This window comes from Cellulomonas sp., assembly GCF_036279715.1.
Taxonomy (GTDB): Bacteria; Actinomycetota; Actinomycetes; order Actinomycetales; family Cellulomonadaceae; genus Cellulomonas_A.
The window spans coordinates 1-20,199 of sequence record NZ_DASUIR010000164.1; the positions used below are offsets into that span (position 1 = coordinate 1).

19 protein-coding genes are annotated in these 20,199 nt (G+C 71.3%); 3 read left to right on the forward strand and 16 right to left on the reverse strand.

Annotated elements, in window-relative coordinates; translation table 11 throughout:
- The 3 genes from aspS to VFW79_RS15310 form a co-directional block, all read right to left on the reverse strand.
- The coding region (gene aspS, locus VFW79_RS15300) for an aspartate--tRNA ligase (RefSeq protein ID WP_329678151.1) at positions 1-1,331 on the reverse strand (1,331 nt) is incomplete at its 3' end.
- A 75-nt stretch (positions 1,332-1,406) separates the two neighbouring features.
- Positions 1,407-2,786, reverse strand: a complete 1,380-nt coding sequence (hisS, locus tag VFW79_RS15305; RefSeq protein WP_329678152.1) for a histidine--tRNA ligase — start codon at positions 2,784-2,786, stop codon at positions 1,407-1,409.
- Positions 2,787-2,816: 30 nt separating this feature from the next.
- Positions 2,817-3,533 (reverse strand): MBL fold metallo-hydrolase, encoded by a 717-nt coding sequence (locus VFW79_RS15310; protein WP_329678153.1) that lies wholly within the window; start codon positions 3,531-3,533, stop codon positions 2,817-2,819.
- 176 nt (positions 3,534-3,709) lie between these two features.
- On the opposite strand from VFW79_RS15310, the gene VFW79_RS15315 reads away from it, so the two are divergent.
- From VFW79_RS15315 to VFW79_RS15325, 3 genes are all read left to right on the forward strand, one after another.
- Complete coding sequence (locus tag VFW79_RS15315; RefSeq protein ID WP_329678154.1) at positions 3,710-4,492, forward strand: peptidylprolyl isomerase; 783 nt, start codon at positions 3,710-3,712, stop codon at positions 4,490-4,492.
- Positions 4,489-6,159: a DUF349 domain-containing protein gene (locus VFW79_RS15320; RefSeq protein ID WP_329678155.1), complete on the forward strand. Its 1,671-nt coding sequence runs from the start codon at positions 4,489-4,491 to the stop codon at positions 6,157-6,159. The genes VFW79_RS15315 and VFW79_RS15320 overlap by 4 nt, the downstream gene beginning before the upstream one ends.
- Before the next feature lie 164 nt (positions 6,160-6,323).
- Positions 6,324-7,007 carry a hypothetical protein gene (locus tag VFW79_RS15325; RefSeq protein WP_329678156.1) on the forward strand — a complete coding sequence of 228 codons (684 nt, stop codon included), beginning with the start codon at positions 6,324-6,326 and terminating at the stop codon, positions 7,005-7,007.
- On the opposite strand, the gene VFW79_RS15330 is transcribed toward VFW79_RS15325, so the two are convergent.
- The 13 genes from VFW79_RS15330 to pdxS all read right to left on the reverse strand — a co-directional run bounded on the left by VFW79_RS15330 (position 6,964) and on the right by pdxS (position 20,174).
- On the reverse strand, positions 6,964-9,297 hold the full coding sequence (locus VFW79_RS15330; RefSeq protein ID WP_414648000.1) for a RelA/SpoT family protein: 2,334 nt from the start codon (positions 9,295-9,297) through the stop codon (positions 6,964-6,966). The two genes, VFW79_RS15325 and VFW79_RS15330, sit on opposite strands and share 44 nt — an antisense overlap.
- Positions 9,298-9,409: 112 nt before the next feature.
- Complete coding sequence (locus VFW79_RS15335; protein ID WP_329678186.1) at positions 9,410-9,967, reverse strand: adenine phosphoribosyltransferase; 558 nt, start codon at positions 9,965-9,967, stop codon at positions 9,410-9,412.
- Between the two features lie 23 nt (positions 9,968-9,990).
- The gene (gene secF / locus VFW79_RS15340) at positions 9,991-11,073 is read right to left on the reverse strand and encodes a protein translocase subunit SecF (protein WP_329678157.1); all 1,083 of its coding nucleotides are present in this window, start codon (positions 11,071-11,073) and stop codon (positions 9,991-9,993) included.
- Positions 11,073-12,968: a protein translocase subunit SecD gene (secD, locus tag VFW79_RS15345; protein WP_329678158.1), complete on the reverse strand. Its 1,896-nt coding sequence runs from the start codon at positions 12,966-12,968 to the stop codon at positions 11,073-11,075. The genes secF and secD overlap by 1 nt, the downstream gene beginning before the upstream one ends.
- An 84-nt stretch (positions 12,969-13,052) precedes the next feature.
- Positions 13,053-13,457, reverse strand: a complete 405-nt coding sequence (gene yajC, locus VFW79_RS15350; RefSeq protein ID WP_329678159.1) for a preprotein translocase subunit YajC — start codon at positions 13,455-13,457, stop codon at positions 13,053-13,055.
- 96 nt (positions 13,458-13,553) lie between these two features.
- Positions 13,554-14,603, reverse strand: coding sequence for a Holliday junction branch migration DNA helicase RuvB (gene ruvB, locus VFW79_RS15355; protein WP_329678160.1), 1,050 nt, complete (start codon positions 14,601-14,603; stop codon positions 13,554-13,556).
- Complete coding sequence (ruvA, locus tag VFW79_RS15360; protein ID WP_329678161.1) at positions 14,596-15,204, reverse strand: Holliday junction branch migration protein RuvA; 609 nt, start codon at positions 15,202-15,204, stop codon at positions 14,596-14,598. The genes ruvB and ruvA overlap by 8 nt, the downstream gene beginning before the upstream one ends.
- A gap of 86 nt (positions 15,205-15,290) precedes the next feature.
- Positions 15,291-15,863 carry a crossover junction endodeoxyribonuclease RuvC gene (gene ruvC / locus VFW79_RS15365; protein ID WP_329678162.1) on the reverse strand — a complete coding sequence of 191 codons (573 nt, stop codon included), beginning with the start codon at positions 15,861-15,863 and terminating at the stop codon, positions 15,291-15,293.
- A gap of 73 nt (positions 15,864-15,936) precedes the next feature.
- Positions 15,937-16,692: a YebC/PmpR family DNA-binding transcriptional regulator gene (locus VFW79_RS15370; RefSeq protein ID WP_329678163.1), complete on the reverse strand. Its 756-nt coding sequence runs from the start codon at positions 16,690-16,692 to the stop codon at positions 15,937-15,939.
- Positions 16,693-16,754: 62 nt separating this feature from the next.
- On the reverse strand, positions 16,755-17,366 hold the full coding sequence (gene pdxT / locus VFW79_RS15375; RefSeq protein ID WP_329678164.1) for a pyridoxal 5'-phosphate synthase glutaminase subunit PdxT: 612 nt from the start codon (positions 17,364-17,366) through the stop codon (positions 16,755-16,757).
- Between the two features lie 23 nt (positions 17,367-17,389).
- Entirely contained in the window at positions 17,390-18,601 is a 1,212-nt protein-coding gene (locus tag VFW79_RS15380) for a pyridoxal phosphate-dependent aminotransferase (RefSeq protein ID WP_329678165.1), read from the reverse strand.
- 74 nt (positions 18,602-18,675) lie between these two features.
- Positions 18,676-19,245, reverse strand: a complete 570-nt coding sequence (locus VFW79_RS15385; RefSeq protein ID WP_329678166.1) for an NUDIX hydrolase — start codon at positions 19,243-19,245, stop codon at positions 18,676-18,678.
- A complete protein-coding gene (pdxS, locus tag VFW79_RS15390) occupies positions 19,242-20,174 on the reverse strand; it encodes a pyridoxal 5'-phosphate synthase lyase subunit PdxS (protein WP_329678167.1) in 933 nt (310 codons plus the stop codon). Before pdxS ends, VFW79_RS15385 begins: the two co-directional genes overlap by 4 nt.
- Positions 20,175-20,199: the final 25 nt, after the last annotated feature.

Sequence of the window (20,199 nt, forward strand, 5' to 3'; positions counted from 1 at the left end):
GCCGTCCAGGCGCTGGTGCCGAGTGACACGTCGTCGTCCTCGCCGGTGGGCTTGAAGAGCGGTGCGTCGACGATCCAGACGAACTCCCACGCGGCCGGGTCGATGAGGCCGCCCCGCCGTCCGATCTCGAGTCGCGCCGCACCGAGCAGTGTCTGCGCCTCGGCGCGCTTGCCGGCCGCGAAGAAGACCGCGTCCCCGGGGTTGGCGCCGACGGCCGCGACGAGCCCGGCGCGCTCGGCGTCGGAGAGGTTCTTGGCGACCGGGCCGGCGAGCTCGCCGTCCTCGGAGACCGTCACGTACGCCAGGCCCTTGGCGCCGCGCTGCTTGGCCCAGTCCTGCCACGCGTCAAAGCCACGGCGAGGGGTGGCCGCGCCACCCGGCTGCACGACGGCGCCCACGTACGGCGCCTGGAACACGCGGAACGGGGTGTCGGTGAAGTACTCGGTCATCTCGACGAGCTCGAGACCGAAGCGGAGGTCGGGCTTGTCGCTGCCGAACCGGTCCATCGCGTCGGCGAACGTCATGCGCGGGATAGGCGTCGGGATCGTGTAGCCGATCAGCTCCCACAGCGCGACGAGGACCTCCTCGCCGAGCTCGATGACGTCGTCCTGCTCGACGAAGCTCATCTCGACGTCGAGCTGAGTGAACTCCGGCTGCCGGTCGGCGCGGAAGTCCTCGTCGCGGTAGCACCGGGCGATCTGGTAGTACCGCTCCATGCCGGCCACCATGAGCAGCTGCTTGAAGAGCTGCGGCGACTGCGGCAGCGCATACCAGGCGCCGGGCGACAGCCGGGCCGGCACGACGAAGTCGCGTGCCCCCTCGGGCGTCGAGTGCGTGAGGGTCGGCGTCTCGATCTCGACGAAGTCGTGCGCGTCGAGGACACGGCGTGCGGCCTGGTTGACCTTGGAGCGCAGGCGGAGCGCGTGCGCGGGTGCGGGACGACGCAGGTCGAGGTAGCGGTACTTGAGCCGGACCTCCTCGCCGACCGTCTCGTCGAGGGCTGAGGACACCTGGAAGGGCAGCGGCGCGGACTCGTTGAGCACGACGACCGTCTCGGCGACGATCTCGATCGCCCCGGTGGCCAGGTGCGGGTTCTCGTTACCCTCCGGCCGGGCGCCGACCGCGCCGGTCACCTGCAGGACGTACTCGTTGCGCAGCCCGTGCGCGACCGCCTCGTCGCGGATCACGACCTGGGCGATCCCCGACGCGTCCCGGAGGTCGATGAACGCCACCCCGCCGTGATCCCGGCGCCGGTCCACCCAGCCCGTGAGGGTGACGGTGGTGCCGATGTGCTCGGCTCGCAGCGAGCCGGCCGTATGGGTGCGAAGCACGAATCAGTCCTTCCGGGACGATCAGGGGCGCGCGGAGACCGGCGCTCTGGAGATCTTAGTCAACGGCGGCGACGATCAGGTCGCGGGGACGACCCGGGGCCACCAGTCGTCCGACGACGGTTCCCAGGTCGCGGCGTCGGCCGCCTGCTGGTCGCCCGAGCGGATGTCCTTGACCTGGTCCGGCGTCGGGATGCCGTCCTCGTCCACCGCCCCGACGAACCACACGAACGGGATGCCGCGCCGGTCCGCGTGCCGGATCTGCTTGCCGAACTTCGCCGCCGACGGCGCGACCTCCACGGGGATCCCCCGCGCGCGCAGCGCGGTCGCCACGGCGTCCGACGCCGGGCGCAGGTCCTCCGAGGTGACTGCGACCAGCACGGCGCTGGGAACCGACCGGGTGGCCCGCACGAGGCCGCCCGTCAGGAGCCGAGAGACGAGGCGCGAGACACCGATGGACAGCCCGACCCCGGGGTAGGTGGTGGTGCCGTCGGACGCGAGCGTGTCGTAGCGCCCGCCCGAGCAGATCGAGCCCAGCTGCTCGTGCCCGACGAGCAGCGTCTCGTAGACCGAGCCGGTGTAGTAGTCGAGCCCTCGCGCGATCTTGAGGTCGGCAACGACGACACCGGGCGCACGTGTCGCCGCAGCGCGCATGAGGGTTCCGAGCTCGCCCAGCCCCTCCTCGAGCAGCTCTGAGGTGACGGAGTGCGCGGTCGCGAGCTCGCGGACCCGGGTGATGACGCCGTCGTCGTCCCCCGAGATCGCCGCGAGGGCGAGGCACGCGTCGGCCTGCTCCGCGGTCGCGCCGGTCTCGGCCACGAGGAGCTCGGCGACCGCGCTCGCGCCGATCTTGTCGAGCTTGTCGATGCTGCGCAGCACCCCGTCCACGTCGTCGAGACCGAGGCCGCGGTAGAAGCCCTCGGCGACCTTGCGGTTGTTGACGAGGATGCGCACGGGCGGGACGCCGATGGACCCCAGCGTGCCCAGCGCCTCAGCCATGACCAGGGGCAGCTCGACCTCGTAGTGGTACGCGAGCTCCCCCGCGGCGACCACGTCGATGTCCGCCTGCACGAACTCGCGGAAGCGTCCGTCCTGGGGCCGCTCGCCGCGCCACACCTTCTGGATCTGGTAGCGGCGGAACGGGAACGCGAGGTGACCCGCGTTCTCGAGCACGTACCGCGCGAACGGGACCGTCAGGTCGAAGTGCAGACCGAGCTGGCCGGCGCGGTCGTCGCCCGCGGCCCCCGCCTCCTCCTGGAGCCGGCGCAGCACGTACACCTCTTTGGAGGTCTCACCCTTGCGCAGCAGCTGGTCCAGCGGCTCGACGGCCCGCGTCTCGATGCCTGCGAAGCCGTGGAGCTCGAACGTGCGGCGCAGGACGTCGAGCACGTGCTGCTCGACGATGCGCCCGTCGGGCAGCCACTCAGGAAATCCGGACAGGGGGGTCGGTCGGGCCATGGTGCCCCATCCTGCCAGGTGCCCGGGGACCTACCCGCGCAGGTAGGGGTTGGCCCGCAGCTCGACGCCGAGCCGTGACGACGGTCCGTGGCCCGGCAGCACGAGCGTCTGTGGATCGAGGTTGCGCACGACGTCGCGCAGCGTCCTTGCCATGACGGCGTCGTCGCCCCCGGGGAGATCCGAGCGACCGATCGACCCCGCGAAGAGCACGTCCCCCGTCAGCGCGACGGCTGGCTCGCTGTCGAGGAGGTAGAGGGTCGATCCCTCGGTGTGGCCGGGCGCGTGGCGGGCGACAAGGCGCACACCACCCAGCTCGAGCACGACGTCGGCCGTGCGTCCGTCAGGTCCGGGCTCGCTGCCGAACGGCTCGACCCGGTCCGGCGCGCGGTACGAGTCCGGACCGGCGCCGATGTCGGCCAGGGCGCGAGCGAGCGGTCCGTCCTCGTCGTGGCTGGCCCCGACCTGACCGAGCGTGCCGAACGGGTCCGCCAACCGGTATGCATCCGCAGCGTGGAGGACGAACGGCACGTCGAACGCCGAGGTGAGCTCGGCCGCGTCCCACGTGTGGTCGACGTGGCCGTGCGTGGCCAGGACGGCGACGGGCGTCAGGCCGCGCTCGGCCACGAGGCGGCGCACCCCCGGCGCGACGCCGGCGCCGGCGTCCACGATGACGCACGTGCTGTCGTCGGCGACGACGACGTAGCAGTTGGTGCCGAACACGGGTGCGACGACGGTCAGGAGCTCCATGCGGCCACGCTACCGACCGTCACCGCAGCCCAGGCGCCGCCGGTCGAGACCAGACCGTGACCTCGGCGCGGTCCGCGGTGGCGATCAGCTCGCCACGGCTGCCTAGACTGTCGGGGTCCAGGAGTGCGTCGCGGCAGGCCAGAGTCTCGCCGCTCGCCCGTCGTCGAGGAGCATGCGTGTCGTCGAGCAAGCGCGAGCGCGAGTACGAGCGCCGCCGGTACGAGAAGTGGCAGCAGCGTCAAGCCGAGCACAAGGCACGACGCCGCCGCCTGCAGGTCATCGTCGGCTCGCTCCTCGGCGTTCTGCTGGTGACGGCGGGAGTTGCTGGGGCCGTCGCCCTGACGAAGGACAAGCCCAGCGCCGCGACCCCGATCCCGTCCTCGACCGGCTCGCCGTCGGCATCGCCGTCGTCCACGCGCGCCCTTCCCGACAAGAGCGTCGCCGGTGCCCGGACCTGGACCGGGACGCTCACGCTCAACAGCGGCGCGGTCGGCATCGAGCTGGACGGCGCAGCGGCACCGCAGGCCGTCGCCAACTTCGTGACGCTCGCGAAGGACGGCTACTTCAACGGCACCGTGTGCCACCGGCTCGCGCTCGGCATCCACGTGCTCCAGTGCGGCGACCCGACAGCGACCGGTGAGAACGGGTCCGGCGGGACAGGCGGCCCGGGCTACGCCTGGGGGCCCATCGAGAACGCCCCGGCCGACGGCGTCTACAAGGCAGGCACGATCGCCATGGCCCGCCAGTCGAACGACGGGTCGTCCATGGGCAGCCAGTTCTTCCTGGTGTACCAGGACACGACCATCCCGTCGGACACGGCGGGTGGATACACGATTTTCGGCCACATCACGTCCGGACTGGGCGTGGTGCAGGCAATCGCTGACGCGGGAGTTCAGGGGGGTGGCACCCAAGGTGCGCCCGCCACCCGCGTCACCATCGAGGGAGTGGAGACCCAGTGACCGAGAACCCGGCTGCGACGCAGCACGAGCCCGACGAGGTCCCCGCACCGTCTGCCGCAGGGCCCGACGATGTGACGTCGTCGCCCGCGTCCGCGGTCGACTTCGCGGTCGAGGCGACCGTCGCGGAGGAATCTGCACCGAACGATGCTGCACCGAACGAGGAGGCGGCACCGGACGAGGAGGTCGCACCGGAGGCCGAGGACTCGGCGCCGGCAACGGCCGAGCCGGAGGCTGTCGAGGAGCCGGGCACCACGACGCCGGAGGCTCCCCCGAGTCCTCGTCCGGTTCCTCGGCCCGTGCCGCGACCGTTGCCGCGACCGCCCGTGCGCCCTGTCGCGCCCGCTGGGCCTCGCGCCGACTCGCCCGCAGCTCCTGCGGCGCCGGTCGCCCCTCCGATCGACGCGGCCGAGGCCGCCGCCGCATCCGCCTTCGGGCGGGTCGACGACGACGGCACGGTCTGGGTCCGCGAGGCAGCCGGTGAGCGGACGGTCGGCCAGTTCCCGGGCGCGAGCGCTGAGGACGCACTCAGCCTCTACGTCCGTCGGTTCCTCGACCTCAAGGCCAAGGTCGTGCTCTTCGAGACCCGGCTGACCGCGACGGACCTGGCGGTCAAGGAGATCGACCAGACCCTGACGAAGCTCGCCGAGGAGCTCAGCGAGCCCGCAGCCGTCGGCGACCTCGACGGCCTCCGCGCACGGCTCGACGCCCTGCGGCCCGTCGCCGCCGAGCGCCGCGCGGCCGCCGAGGCCGAGCGGGCGGCAGCACGAGCGATCGTGCTGGCCGAGCGCACCCAGATCGTCGAGCAGGCCGAGAAGATCGCCGGCACCGATCCGGAGCGGATCCAGTGGCGCCCGGCCGGCGAACAGCTTCGGGTGCTCCTCGATCAGTGGAAGGAAGCGCAGCGCAGCGGACCGCGCCTCGACCGCGCCTCCGAGGAGTCGCTCTGGAAGCGCTTCAGCCACGCTCGCACCACGTTCGATCGCGAGCGTCGCCACTTCTTCGCGGAGCTCGAGTCGCGCAATGCCGGAGCGAAGGCCGCCAAGGAGGATCTGGTCCGCGAGGCCGAGAGCCTCGCGACCAGCACCGACTGGGGACCCACCGCGGGTGTCTACCGCGACCTCATGGCCCGCTGGAAGGCGTCGGGGCGTGCGAGCCGGTCCGACGACGACGCGCTGTGGGCGCGGTTCCGTGCCGCTCAGGACGCGTTCTTCGCGGCCCGCGACGCGTCCGCCGCCTCGACCGACGACGAGTACCGGGCCAACCTCGAGCTCAAGGAAGCGCTGCTGAGCGAGGCCGAGCGACTCGTCCCCGTGAAGGACGTCAACGCGGCCAAGGCCGCGCTGCGCACGCTTCAGGACCGGTGGGAATCAGCCGGGAAGGTTCCCCGCGCCGACGTCCAGCGGATCGAGGCCCGGCTCCGTGCGGTCGAGACGGCCATCCGCGATGCCGACCAGGCCGTGTGGCAGCGGAGCAACCCGGAGACACGAGCGCGTGCCGAGGGTGCCGCGGCACAGCTCGAGAGTGCCATCGCGGGGCTCGAGGCCGATCTCGTGGCCGCCCAGGCCAAGGGCGACGCGCGCAAGGTCGCCGAGGCCCAGGCAGCGCTCGACGCTCGTCGGTCGTGGCTCGAGCAGGTCCAGCGGGCAGCCCGGGACGCCCGCGGCTGATCGATGGCTCGTGCCCCCGACAGTGACGTCGGGGCACGAGCCAGCGGCTCTGACCTGGCTGCGTCGGAACAGCGGCGGTCCGACCGACGCGTGGCGGGCGGGTGGCTGTCCACAGATCTGCCGGGGGCACCGCACGACGGTACCGACGACGCGATGCTGGACGGATGCACGCACGCCCGTGGCTGCCACGCCCCGCGAACCCCGAGGCACCGGACCGTGTGCTCCCCGCACTGCTCGGCCCCGTCGCGCATCAGGCGATGCTCCGGGACGGCATCACCCTCGTGGTCCGTGGCGACCTGACGATCCCGGCGGACGCTGCAGCCACTCCAGAGCTCCGGCTCGCCTCACTGGCCGCCCTGGTGCCGGCACGGTGCGTCGTGGGACGCCAGGCAGCCCTCTGGGTCCACACGGGCGCTCACGAGCCCCAGCGGGTCGCCGTGCTGGTCGGCCCCCGCGTTCGTCGTCCCGATCCCCATCCGGGCAGGACGCCGCACGAATGCGAGCTCACCGACGCGGACGTCGTGTCGCTGGGGGCCGGCCGCGCGACGTCGGTCCAGCGCACCGGCCTCGACATCGCACGCTGGTTCCCGGCCGACCAGGCGCAGGAGCTGCTCGGGCCGCTGTGTGACGCCGGGTTCGACGCTGCGTCAGCGCTCCGCACGATCGACGCGCTCGGCGGGTATGCGGGTGTCCGGGACGCCCGAGCCACCTTGGCACGCATCGCGAGCCGGCAGGGTCTCGCGGCACGGATCGAGCAGGCCCGGGCCTGGTCGATCGACCCCGGGCCAGTCAGGTCGGGATCGATCAGGCCCGGATCACCGGATGCTCAGCGGCTTTGGCCCCCGTGAGCCGGTAGACGTCGAACACTCCTTCGACCTTCCGGACCGCGGCGAGCACCGAGGCGAGGTGCGACGGCTCAGCCATCTCGAACACGAACCGGGACAGCGCCACACGGTCGCGGGACGTCGAGACCGACGCCGAGAGGATGTTCACGTGATGGTCCGAGAGGACGCGCGTCACGTCAGACAGCAGCCGGCTACGGTCGAGCGCTTCGACCTGGATCTGCACGAGGAAGAGACCGCTGCCGCCCTGGGTCCACTCGACCTCGACGATCCGCTCAGGCTCGGCCCGTAGGGCCCCGACGTTCACGCAGTCGGTCCGGTGCACGCTGACACCGGCCCCCCGGGTCACGAACCCCACGATCTCGTCGCCCGGCACCGGGGTGCAGCACTTGGCGAGCTTGACCCACACGTCGTCGACGCCCTTGACGATCACACCCGAGTCCCCGGTGCGGACGCGCCGCTTGCTGACGCCGGGCAGCGTCGTCTCGGCCAGGTCCTCCTCGGCGCCGGGCTCGCCGCCCATCGAGTGCACGAGCCGCTGGACGACCGTCGCCGCCGACACCTGCCCCTCGCCGATCGCCGCGTACAGCGACGAGACGTCGGCGTGACGCATCTCGTGCGCGAGCGCCACGAGCGCCTCGTGGGACAGCAGGCGCTGGATCGGCAGGTTCTGCTTGCGCATCGCCTTGGCGATGGCGTCCTTGCCGTGCTCGATGGCTTCCTCGCGTCGCTCCTTGGAGAACCACTGGCGGATCTTGTTGCGCGCCCGCGGGCTCTTGACGAAGCCCATCCAGTCGCGGCTCGGACCTGCCGTCTCCGACTTCGACGTGAAGACGTCGACGACGTCGCCGTTCTCGAGCGTGGAGTCGAGCGGCACGAGGCGGCCGTTGACGCGCGCGCCCATCGTGCGATGTCCGACCTCCGTGTGGACCGCGTAGGCGAAGTCCACCGGCGTCGAGCCGGCCGGCAGTGCCATGACGTCGCCCTTGGGCGTGAACACGTACACCTCGGCGCCGGCGATCTCGAACCGCAGCGAGTCGAGAAACTCGCTCGGGTCGGCCGTCTCCTTCTGCCAGTCCACGAGCTGGCGCAGCCAGGTCATGTCGTTGCCGCTCGAGTCCGTCGTCGTCGGGCCGAGCTTCGCGTTCTCCTTGTACTTCCAGTGCGCGGCCACGCCGTACTCGGCTCGGCGGTGCATGTCGTGGGTGCGGATCTGGATCTCGACGGGCTTGCCGCCCGGGCCGATCACCGTCGTGTGCAGCGACTGGTAGAGGTTGAACTTCGGCATCGCGATGTAGTCCTTGAACCGGCCGGGCACCGGGTTCCAGCGCGCATGCAGCGCACCGAGGACGGCGTAGCAGTCCCGCACCGAGTCCACCAGGACGCGCACCCCGACGAGGTCGTAGATATCCGTGAAGTCGCGGCCGCGCACGATCATCTTCTGGTAGATCGAGTAGTAGTGCTTGGGCCGACCGGTCACCGTCGCCTTGATCTTGGCAGCCCTCAGGTCGGCGCTCACCTGGTCCCGGACGACCGCCAGGTACTCCTCACGGGCGGGCGCCCGCTCGCTCACCAGGTGCACGATCTCCTCGTACACCTTGGGGTAGAGCGTCGCGAACGACAGGTCCTCGAGCTCCCACTTGATGGTGTTCATCCCGAGCCGGTGCGCGAGCGGCGCATAGATCTCGAGCGTCTCGCGGGCCTTCTTCTCCGCAGATGCGGACGCGACGAACTTCCACGTGCGGGCGTTGTGCAGGCGGTCGGCGAGCTTGATGACGAGCACCCGGATGTCCCGGGACATCGCGACGACCATCTTGCGCACGGTCTCCGCCTGGGCGGCCTCGCCGAACTGGACCTTGTCGAGCTTCGTCACGCCGTCGACGAGCATCGCGATCTCGGGGCCGAACTCGGCGCGCAGCTGCTCGAGGGAGTAGTCCGTGTCCTCCACCGTGTCGTGGAGCAGAGCGGCCGCCAGGGTGGGCGGTGTCATGCCCAGCTCCGCGAGGATCGTCGCGACGGCGACCGGATGGGTGATGTACGGGTCGCCGCTCTTGCGGAGCTGGCCGCGGTGCGCGCGCTCGGCGACGACGTAGGCCTGCTCGACGACCGAGAGGTCGGCCTTCGGGTGGTTCGAGTGGATCGCCAGAAGGAGCGGTTCGATGGCGGGAGACGTCGCGGCGCCCCGGGAGCCGAACCTCGCCAGCCGGGAACGCACCCGGTTTGCCGACCCGCTCGGCACGACCTCCGTCGGACCTGTCTGGACGTCGGCCTCGGCCGCGCGCACGTCGTCAGTCACGGCACGGACCTCCCAGCGTCGACCGTCGGATGCCGCGGCGATCGGTGCAGGTGTGCACCATCCGCGGTGGGTCTCCACCGACCCGATCGAGAAAGTCTACGTCTGCGGCGCTCTAGAGCACGTCAAGCAGGGTTTCCACCCGGTGGCCGGCGAGCGTTGCGCGCCCGCCCAGGAAGCGCAGGTCGACCAGGAACGACAACCCGACGACGTGGGCGCCGCACTCCTCGAAGAGCCGGATCGTCGCGCCCGCTGTGCCGCCGGTGGCCAGCACGTCGTCGACGATCAGGACGCGCGACCCGCGGGGCACCGTGAAGGGATGCACCTCGACCGTCGCGTGGCCGTACTCCAGCTCGTACTGCTGCGAGGCCGTGGGTCCAGGCAGCTTGCCTGCCTTGCGCACCGGCACGAAACCCGCGCCCAGTGCGACCGCCACGGGTGCCGCGAGGATGAACCCCCGCGCCTCCGTGCCGGCGACCAGGTCGACCGGACCGTCGACGCGAGCAGCGATCTCCGCGACGACAGCGGCGAACGCCTCAGCGTCCGCGAGCAGCGGGGTGATGTCCTTGAATCCCACCCCGGGGCGCGGGAAGTCGGGCACGTCCCGGATGAGCTCGTGCAGTCGTGCGACGAGGGCATCGCCCGTCAGCCGGTCGCCGATCGACTCCGACAGCGTGTTCACGTCCGTGGACGCCGTCACTTGCGGCGTCGCGGCTGTGCCGCGTTGCCCTGGTGCGAGCCGGGTCGCAGCTGGGCGGTGGCTCGTCCCACGGCCGCAGCCCCGACCTGGTCGCCGGAATCGGTCTTGGCACGGTTGGCCAGCACCTTGGCGGTGTGCTCGTGGAGCTTGGGCTCGCGCTCCCGCAGGAGCACCTCGAACGGGGTCGCCAGGAAGATCGAGGAGAACGCGCCGATTGCCATCCCGACGAACAGTGCGAGTGCGATGTCCCGCAGCGTCCCGGCGCCGAGCACGAACGCCCCGATGAACAGGATCCCGCTGACCGGCAGGAGCGCGACGACCGAGGTGTTGATCGACCTCACGAGGGTCTGGTTGACGGCCAGGTTGGCCTTCTCGGCGTAGGTGAACCGCGTCTGGTCGAGGACCGCGGCCGTGTTCTCGCGCACCTTGTCGAAGACGACGACTGTGTCGTAGATCGAGTACCCGAGAATCGTCAGGAAGCCGATCATCGTTGCCGGTGTGACCTCCCACCCCACCGCGGCGTAGATGCCGACCGTGATGATCAGGTCATGGAAGAGCGCGAGGAGCGCCGCGACGGCCATCCGCCAGTTCCGGAAGTAGATCGTCAACACGAGCGTCACGAGAACGAGGAAGACGATGAGTCCGCGGATCGCCTTCGACGAGACGTCCTGGCCCCACGACGGGCCGACGAAGTTGCTCGTCACCTGCGTGACCGGGACGTTGTAGGCGACGGCGAGCGCCGCTGCGGCCTTCTCGACCTCGGCGTTGCTCAGGGTCGCCGTCTGGATGCGCAGGGACGAGCCACCCACCGTCGTGACGCGCGGGATCTCCTCAGGGGCGAAGGACGCGACGGTGTCGGCGGCGAGCTTCTGGTCGCTCGTCGGAACCCCGGAGATCACGAACTCCGATCCGCCACGGAACTCGATGCCCGGGTTCAGCCCCGGCTTGACGAGCAGGATCGCGCAGATCGCGACCAGCGTGAACGAGATGGTGAACCACAGGCGCTTGCGCCCCACGATGTCGTAGGAGCGGCGTCCCGTGTAGAGGTCGTTGCCCCACTGGGCGAATCCAACGGCCATCAGAGCTCGTTCCCTTCGGTACGACCGGACGTGGGCTCCGCCTCGGCGCCGCCGCCCGCCGTGTCTGGTGACACCGGATCGGTGCCGCCAGCGGCTGGGTCGGCGGCCGCTGCCGCAGCCCGCGAGGCGGCACGCCGCTCGGCGATCGTCTGCTGCCCGGTGGGCGAACTCACGGTCACGACGGCCGGAACCTTCTCGCCCTGGGCCGCGAGACCCCCGGGCGCCCCTGCGGGACGACCGGTGACCACGCGACCACGACCGACATACCGCGGCGTCTGCGGCGCGCCCAGCCGGTGCGGGTCGAGCCCGGACCACGGGTGGCCGTGCCCGAAGAACTCCGTCTTGGCGAGCACGGCAAGCATCGGGTGCGTGAACGTGAAGACGACGACGAGGTCGATGACCGTCGTCAGGCCGAGGGTGAAGGCAAACCCGCGGACCCCGCCGACGGCGAGGAAGTAGAGGACCACCGCGGCGAGGAAGTTCACCGCGTCGGACGCGAGGATCGTGCGACGCGCGCGCTCCCAGCCCTTCTCGATCGCGGCGACCAGCGTGCGACCCTCACGCAGCTCGTCACGCACTCTCTCGAAGAAGACGATGAACGAGTCGGCCGTGATACCGATCGCGACGATCAACCCTGTCACGCCGGGGAGCGAGAGCCGGTAGCCCTGCGTCCACGACAACAGCGTGATGACCCCGTAGGTGATCAGCCCGGCGATGGCGAGGGAGGCGACAGTGACGAAGCCGAGCGTCCGGTACTGCAGCAGCGAGTAGACGACGACGAGCAGCAGACCGATGAGGCCGGCGATGATGCCCTTCTGCAGCTGCTCGGACCCGAGGGATGCCGAGACCGTCTGCTCGCTCTGCACGGTGAACGTCAGAGGCAGCGAGCCGAAGTTGAGCTGGTTGGCGAGGGTCGCGGCCGTCGCGCGGGTGAACGACCCAGAGATCTCCGCCTTGCCGTCCGTGATGATGACGCCGGGCGCGAGCGACGGTGCCGAGATCACGAGGCCGTCCATCAGGATGCCGAACTGGTTCTGCGGCGACGTCAGGCCCTGCAGGCGGGTCGTCGTGACGCGGAACTCGCTCCCGCCCGTGCCCGTGAACTGGATGTTCACGACCCACTTGCCGGAGACCGTCCCGTTCGCCCCGACACCGAGACCTGAGGACGCGGACGAGATCTCCTTGCCCTGGATCTCAACCGGGCCGAGCAGGTACTTGGCAGACCCCGTCGGGTCGCACGTGACGAGGGCCTTGTCGGCGGCGGAGAGCTTCCCGCCGGTCTGGTTCGCCTTGTTGGTGCAGTCCAGCGCGAGGAAGTCCGCTTCGACCTTCGGGGTGACGTAGTACGCCGTGTCGCTGGGGTTGTCCGGGGCCGCCTTGGTCGGGGTGTCCGACGGGGCCGCGGTCGCCATGGCGCTCGGGGTGGGGGTGGCGGCGCCGGCCGCGGCAGTTGCGGCGTCCGTCGGCGTCGCAGTGGCCGTCGACGTGTCCGTCGGTGTGGGAGCGGAGATCGCGAGGACCGGTCGGAACTCCATCTGCGCGGAGGTCCGGACGAGGTTGAGCGTCTCCTCGCTCGGGGTGCCCGGGAGCGCAACCACGATGTTGCGGCCGCCCTGGCTGGTGATCTCCGCCTCAGAGACACCCGAGGAGTCGACGCGCTGACGGATGACATCGATCGCCTGGGCGATCGTCGTGTCGGTGATCGCCGCCTGGTTCTCGGCGACCGGCGTCAGGATGATCTGCGTGCCGCCCTCGAGGTCGAGCGCGAGCTTCGGGGTCAGCGTCGCGGTCGACCAGTGCGAGCCGGCGATCAGTGCGCCGAACAGGGCGACGATGAGCACGCCGAGCGTGACGACCGTACGTGCGGGCCGCTCGCGGCGGGTGGGCTGGGCCAACGGAGTGTCTTCTCTCGTGCGCGCACCGCCGGCACGACGCCGGCGGTGGGGTTGTGGTCCGCCAACGGCGGCGGACCCTGCTGGCTACTTCTTCTCGGGGTCCTCGTCACCGCGTGCAGGAGGCAGGGAGGACAAGTCGTCCGGGACGTCGACGGCGGCGTCGTTCAGGCCGTCGATGTCGTCGTCGCCCGCTGCGTCGTCCTGGGCCGCGTCATCCTGATCGGCGTCGACCGCCGGCTCGATGACCTTGGCGATCGCCGCACGGAGCCACCGGGTCTGGTTGCCCGGGGTGGACTCGATCGTGATGATGTCGTCGTCGACTGCAACCACCGTGCCGAACATCCCGCTGCCCGTCATGACCTCCTGGCCGGGCGCGAGGTGCGAGCGGAAGTCCGCGGCCGCGCGCTGCTGCTTGCGGGTGCGGCTCGACATGAGCCACATCGCCCCGAAGGCAATCAGGATGATGACGAGAAAGGGTGCGTTGTCCACGAGCGTGGGTCTCCGGATCTGCGGTGAATGTCGGGCCGAAGTCTAGGCGCAGCGGCTCCGAGTGCCTAACGTGCGGACCGGTCCGCGGGTTCCCGCTCAACCGAACAGCGACTCCGCCTGAGGCGGCGGGGTGAGGCCGAGGTGAGCCCACGCGGCAGGCATCGCGATCCGACCGCGCGCGGTGCGTCCGACGAGCCCCTCGCGGACGAGGAACGGCTCGGCAACCGTCTCGACGGTCTCGGGCTCCTCACCCACCGCGACGGCGAGGGTCGTCAGCCCGACCGGTCCACCTCCGAAGCGGGTGCACAGTGCGGTCAGCACGGCGCGGTCGAGCCGGTCGAGGCCGAGGAAGTCCACCTCATACACCTGAAGAGCGGCGCGCGCGGCGTCGAGCGACAGGGTCCCGTCCCCGCGGACCTGCGCCCAGTCACGCACGCGGCGCAGCAGCCGGTTCGCGATGCGTGGCGTCCCGCGCGACCGCATCGCGATCTCGGGTACGGCGTCGGGAGCAAGCACGACGCCCATGAGTCGTGCCGAGCGCACAAGCACCCGCTCGAGCTCGTCGGGCGAGTAGAAGTCGAGGTGGCCCGTGAAGCCGAAGCGGTCGCGCAGCGGCGCGGGCAGCAGCCCCGCGCGTGTGGTCGCTCCGACGACCGTGAAGGGCGGCAACGACAGCGGGATGGCACTCGCCCCGGCGCCCTTGCCGACGATGATGTCGACCCGGAAGTCCTCCATCGCGACGTAGAGCAGCTCCTCCGCCGGTCGCGCGATCCGGTGGATCTCGTCGATGAAGAGGACCTCGCCCTCGTCGAGCGACGACAGCACAGCCGCCAGGTCGCCCGCGTGCTGGATCGCGGGTCCGCTCGTGACGCGAAGGGAGGCGCCGAGCTCGGCGGCGATGATCATGGCCAGGGTCGTCTTGCCCAGGCCCGGAGGGCCGGACAGCAGCACGTGGTCAGGTGCGCGGCCACGGCCGACCGCCGCCTGCAGCACGAGCGACAGCTGCTCGCGGACGACCGCCTGACCCACGAACTCCTCGAGCCGTCGCGGACGCAGCGCGGCCTCCGCGGCCCGTTCGAGGTCGTCCGCCTCGGGCCTGACGACGAAGTCGTCGACCTCGGGGCCCGCCAGGCCGTCGTCAGCCACGGACGCCCCCGAGGGCGCGCAGCGCAGCACGCAGCACTCCCGCGACCTCGTCGCCCCCGATCGGGCCCGTCGCGCCGTCGAGCACACCCGCGACGGCGTCCTCAGCAGCGCGCGCGGTCCAGCCGAGTCCGACCAGGGCATCGACGACCTGCGAACGCCGGTCGTCCTGCGGTGCCGGACCGGTGTCGGGCGCCGACGTCGGTGCGCCGAGGCGGTCGGCGAGCTCGAGCACGATGCGCTGGGCGCCCTTGTGGCCGATGCCCGGCACTCGCTTGAGTGCGGCGAGGTCCTCCCCCGCGACCGCGCGGCGCAGACCGTCAGGGCTGTGCACCGCGAGCATCGCGAGCGCGAGGCGAGGCCCGACGCCGCTCACGGTCTGCACGACCTCGAAGACCTCGCGCTCGTCGTCGTCGGCGAATCCGAACAGCGTCAGGGAGTCCTCGCGGACGACGAGCGACGTCGCGAGCTGAGCCACGGCTCCGGTCCGCAGCCCCGCGAGCGTCGTCGGGGTCGCGTGCACGAGCATTCCCACGCCGCCGACCTCGATCACGGCGGCGTCGAGCCGCACCGTCAGCACCGTGCCGCGCACCGACGCGATCATCGACGCCTCCTGTCACCTCGGGGTCTCCCCGGCCACCCGGAGGACCCGAACACCTGTACGAGCCGCAGATACCGTAACAAGGACCGTCAGCCGCGTGAGGCCCGACGCGCCGCCTGTTCGGCGCTCGCCCAGGCCCGCTGGGCCGCGGTGAGCGAACCCGGCGCGCGCTGCGGCGCACCCAGCGCCCCGGCCGGGCGCCACAGGTGACAGATCGCGAGCGCGAGAGCGTCCGCCGCGTCTGCCGGCTTCGGCAGCTCGTCGAGCGAGAGCAGCCGGGCGACCATCGACTGCACCTGCAGCTTCTCCGCTCGACCGTTGCCCGTGACCGCTGCCTTCACCTCGCTCGGCGTGTGCAGCGCGACGGGGATCCGACGCCGGGCGGCCGCCAGCATGGCGATGCCGGCCACCTGCGCAGTGCCCATCACGGTGGACACGTTGTGCTGCGCGAACACGCGCTCGACGGCCACCGCGTCCGGGGCGTGCTCCTCGATCCACTCGTCGATGACCGTGGCGATCAGGAGCAGGCGCTGGTCCGCGTCGAGCTCGGGGTCCGACCGGGCGACGCCCACCGCCACGAGCGCCACGCGGCGCCCGGGCAGCCCGTCGACGACGCCCAGGCCGCAGCGGGTCAGGCCGGGGTCCACTCCGAGCACGCGCACGGCTCAAGTCTCCCAGCGTGGTCGGATCCGTCCGGGAGGTGTCGGCTCCCGGCGCGGCGGCGAGCGGACGGGCTCAGTCGGCTTCGAGCTCCGCCATGACCTCGTCGGACGCATCGAAGTTCGCGTACACGTTCTGCACGTCGTCGGAGTCCTCGAGGGCGTCGATCAGGCGCAGGATCTTGCGGGCGCCCTCGGCGTCGACCGCGATCTGCGTGGCGGGGTAGAAGACGACGTCCGCCGACTCGTAGTCGATGCCGGCGTCCTGGAGAGCCGTGCGCACCTGGACCAGGTCGGTGGCCTCCGACAGGATCTCGAAGGAGTCGCCGAAGTCGTTGACCTCGAGCGCGCCCGCCTCGAGCACCGCCTCCATGACGGCGTCCTCGGTGGTGCCCTCCTTGGAGACGATGACGACGCCCTTGCGGGAGAACAGGTACGAGACCGAACCCGGGTCCGCCATCTGACCGCCGTTGCGCGTGAACGCGACGCGCACGTCGGACGCCGCGCGGTTGCGGTTGTCGGTGAGGCACTCGACGAGCACGGCGATGCCGCCGGTGCCGTAGCCCTCGTAGATGATCGACTGGTAGTCGGCGCCGCCGGCTTCCTGGCCCGAGCCGCGCTTGACCGCTCGGTTGATGTTGTCGATCGGGACCGACGACTTCTTGGCCTTCTGGACCGCGTCGACGAGCGTAGGGTTGCCGGCGAGGTCACCGCCACCGGTCCGCGCCGCGACCTCGATGTTCTTGACCAGCTTGGCGAAGAGCTTGCTCCGCTTGGCGTCGACGACAGCCTTCTGGTGCTTGGTGGTGGCCCACTTGGAGTGACCCGACATCGTTGGTGCCCCTTCGTCTCCGTCCACCGAGCCCCTGCGCACCCGGCACGCCGGGAGGTCCGTCAGAGGCTGTCGCGGACGATCTTCACGAACAATCGGTGCACGCGCATGTCACCGGTGACCTCCGGATGAAAGGAGGTCGCGAGCAGTGAACCCTGCCGCACCGCGACGATCCTACCGGCGGCGGGACCCGTCTCCACCCGCGCCAGCACGGTCGCGGCGGGACCGACCTCCTCGACCCACGGCGCCCGGATGAAGACGGCGTGCACGGGTTGCGTGGCGGTGTCGTCGATCCCGTCGATCACGAGGTCCGTCTCGAACGAGTCGACCTGACGACCGAACGCGTTGCGGCGCACGGTGATGTCGAGACCGCCCAGGGTCTGCTGGCCGTCGGCCGCCCCGAGGAGCCGGTCGGCGAGCAGGATCATCCCGGCGCACGAGCCGTAGGCGGGCATACCGGCACGCAGCCGGTCCCGGACCGGCTCGAACAGGTCGAAGGCGCGCAAGAGCTTGTCGATCGTCGTCGACTCCCCGCCCGGGAGCACCAGGGCGTCGACGCCGGCCAGCTCACGCGCTCGACGAACGGGCACGGCGCCCGCGCCGCAGAGCTCCAGCGCGCGGGCGTGCTCGCGGACGTCGCCCTGCAGGGCCAGGACACCGATGGTGGGACTCACGCGGACATCCTAGGGACAGGTGGTCATCCCATGACCGGGGCGCTCGCCGGTCCGACCTCGTCGGAGGTCGCACCGGGAACCTCGCTCCACCCCTGCACGAGGTCCGCGAGCCGATCGAGGCCCTCGAGCAGGCCCGACCGTTCGCTCGCGAGCGAGACCCTGACCATCCCTTCGGCACCCAGGCCGAATGCACTGCCTGGCGACACCGCCACGTGCTGCTCCGCCAGCAGCCGCACCGCGAAGGCGGTGCTGTCGGTGGTGGCCGCCGAGACGTCGACCATCAGGTAGAAGGCACCGTCGGGCCGGAGGCACGGAACACCCCGTGTCTCGAGCAGCCGCACCGCGGCGTCGCGGCGCTCGCGATAGGACGCCACCGCGTCGGCCACCGCGACCTGCGGGCCCGCGAGAGCGGCGAGTCCGGCGCGTTGGCTGACCGACGACGGGCACGCGACCGTGGCCTCCGCGAGCTGACCGAGCAGGGCCTGCACCTGCGGGTCGCGTGCGTGGACGTATCCCAGGCGCCAGCCCGTCATCGCGTAGGTCTTGGAGAAGCTGAAGAACGTCAGGACGCGTCCGTCGGTGTCGAAGGTCGCTGCGCTGACGTGCGGCACACCGAAGGTGATGGCCTCGTAGCACTCGTCCGCGAACACCCACAGGTCGTGCCGGCGGGCGAGCGCCACGATTCCCGCGAGCAGCCCGGGCGGGTAGACGGCACCCGTCGGGTTGTTCGGAGAGCACACGACGACGACCCGGGTCTGCGGCGTGATCGAGGCCTCGATGTCGGCGAGCGTCGGGACGAACCCGTTCTCCTTGTGCGTCGGGTAGCAGCGCACCTCCGCGCCCGCCGCTACGGCCGCCATGCGCCAGTTCGGGAACTCCGGGTCCGGGAGCAGGATCTCGTCGCCTGGGCCGGTCAGCGCGTTCATCGCCATCGCCAGACCGCTCATCGCGCCGTGCGTGACGACGATGTCGTCCGCCGTCGCCGCGAGCCCGTTGACGGCCACGACCTTGGCGGCCAGCGCCGTGCGCAGGTCGAGCGCGCCGATGCTCGACGTGTAGCCCGTGTGCCCTGCCTTGGCGTCACGCGTCGCCGCGTCGATCACGTGCGCCGCGGTCGGCACATCCGGCTCGCCGAGCTCGAGCCGGATCGCCGTCGGATCCTCCATCGCGAGCTCCATGAGCTCGCGGATCCCGCTGCGACGCATGCGGACGACGGACGACGATGACGTGGGCATGCCCGTCACCGTATTCCTCCCGCGTGACGGCAGTGTTTCCCGTCAGCCGGGCGGTGCGCTCGCCCGGCGAACCCTCACAGGTGTCGGGTGACGCCGTCCCAGCGCGGCAGCAGCCCTTGCACCAGATCGGCAAGACCCACGGGGAAGACCTCCTCGGTGACAAGGCGCAGCGCGTCGAGCTCCCACCACCGCAGCTCGTCGAGCACGTCCAGCTCCAGGTCGGTCCAGCCCTCGCGGCTGAGCGCCGGGTCGTCGACCCGGGGGACGACCCGGGCCAGGAAGATCTCCTCGTCCTGCCGGCACGACTCCGCGAAGAAGTCGAACACCGCCGACCGTGTGAACACCGGACCGACGAGGTCGGCCGGCTCGAGCACCAGACCGGTCTCCTCGCGGACCTCCCGGACCGCCGCGGACCGCGCGTCCTCCCCCGGGTCGATGCCGCCACCCACGGTGAACCACCAGCTGCGCTCGGGCTGGTCGACGTCGTGCCCGCGCAGGAGCAGGAGCCGGTCGGTGTCGTCGAGCAGGATCACTCGCGCGGCCCGACGGAACCGCAGGCCGTCGTGGCCGAGCACCCACTCGGCGCCGAGCCTCGACCCCGCGGTCGGCCCGCCGGGGGCGCCCCGCGGCGGGCCCGCTGTCACCAGCCGCGCTCGGCGAGCCGGTGCGGGACGGGGACGTCGGCGACGTTGATGCCCACCATGGCCTCGCCCAGACCGCGCGAGACGTTGGCGATCACGTCGGGGTCGTCGAAGAACGTGGTGGCCTTGACGATGGCCGCAGCGCGCTGGGCAGGGTTGCCTGCCTTGAAGATGCCCGAGCCCACGAAGACGCCCTCGGCGCCGAGCTGCATCATCATCGCCGCGTCGGCGGGCGTGGCGATGCCGCCGGCGGTGAAGAGCACGACGGGGAGCTTGCCCGCGACCGCGATCTCCTTGACCAGGTCGTACGGCGCCTGGAGCTCCTTCGCGGCGAGGTACAGCTCGTCCTCGGGGAGCGACGTCAGGCGGCGGATCTGGTCCCGCAGCGTGCGCATGTGCGTCGTCGCGTTCGACACGTCGCCGGTGCCGGCCTCGCCCTTCGACCGGATCATCGCCGCGCCCTCGCTGATGCGACGCAGCGCCTCGCCCAGGTTCGTCGCGCCGCAGACGAACGGGACGGTGAACGCCCACTTGTCGATGTGGTGCTCGTAGTCGGCGGGCGTCAGCACCTCGGACTCGTCGATGTAGTCCACGCCGAGGCTCTGCAGGACCTGCGCCTCGACGAAGTGGCCGATGCGGGCCTTCGCCATGACCGGGATCGAGACGGTGTTGATGATGCCGTCGATCAGGTCGGGGTCGCTCATGCGAGCGACGCCACCCTGGGCCCGGATGTCCGCGGGGACTCGCTCGAGGGCCATCACGGCGACGGCTCCCGCGTCCTCGGCGATCTTGGCCTGCTCAGCCGTGACGACGTCCATGATGACGCCACCCTTGAGCATCTCGGCCATGCCCCGCTTGACGCGAGCCGTCCCGACCTCGCCGGCGACCGGGAGGTGCGAACCGGTGGTGGACTGAGTGTTCTCGCTGGTCACGCTGTGCCTCACAGATCAGGGTCGG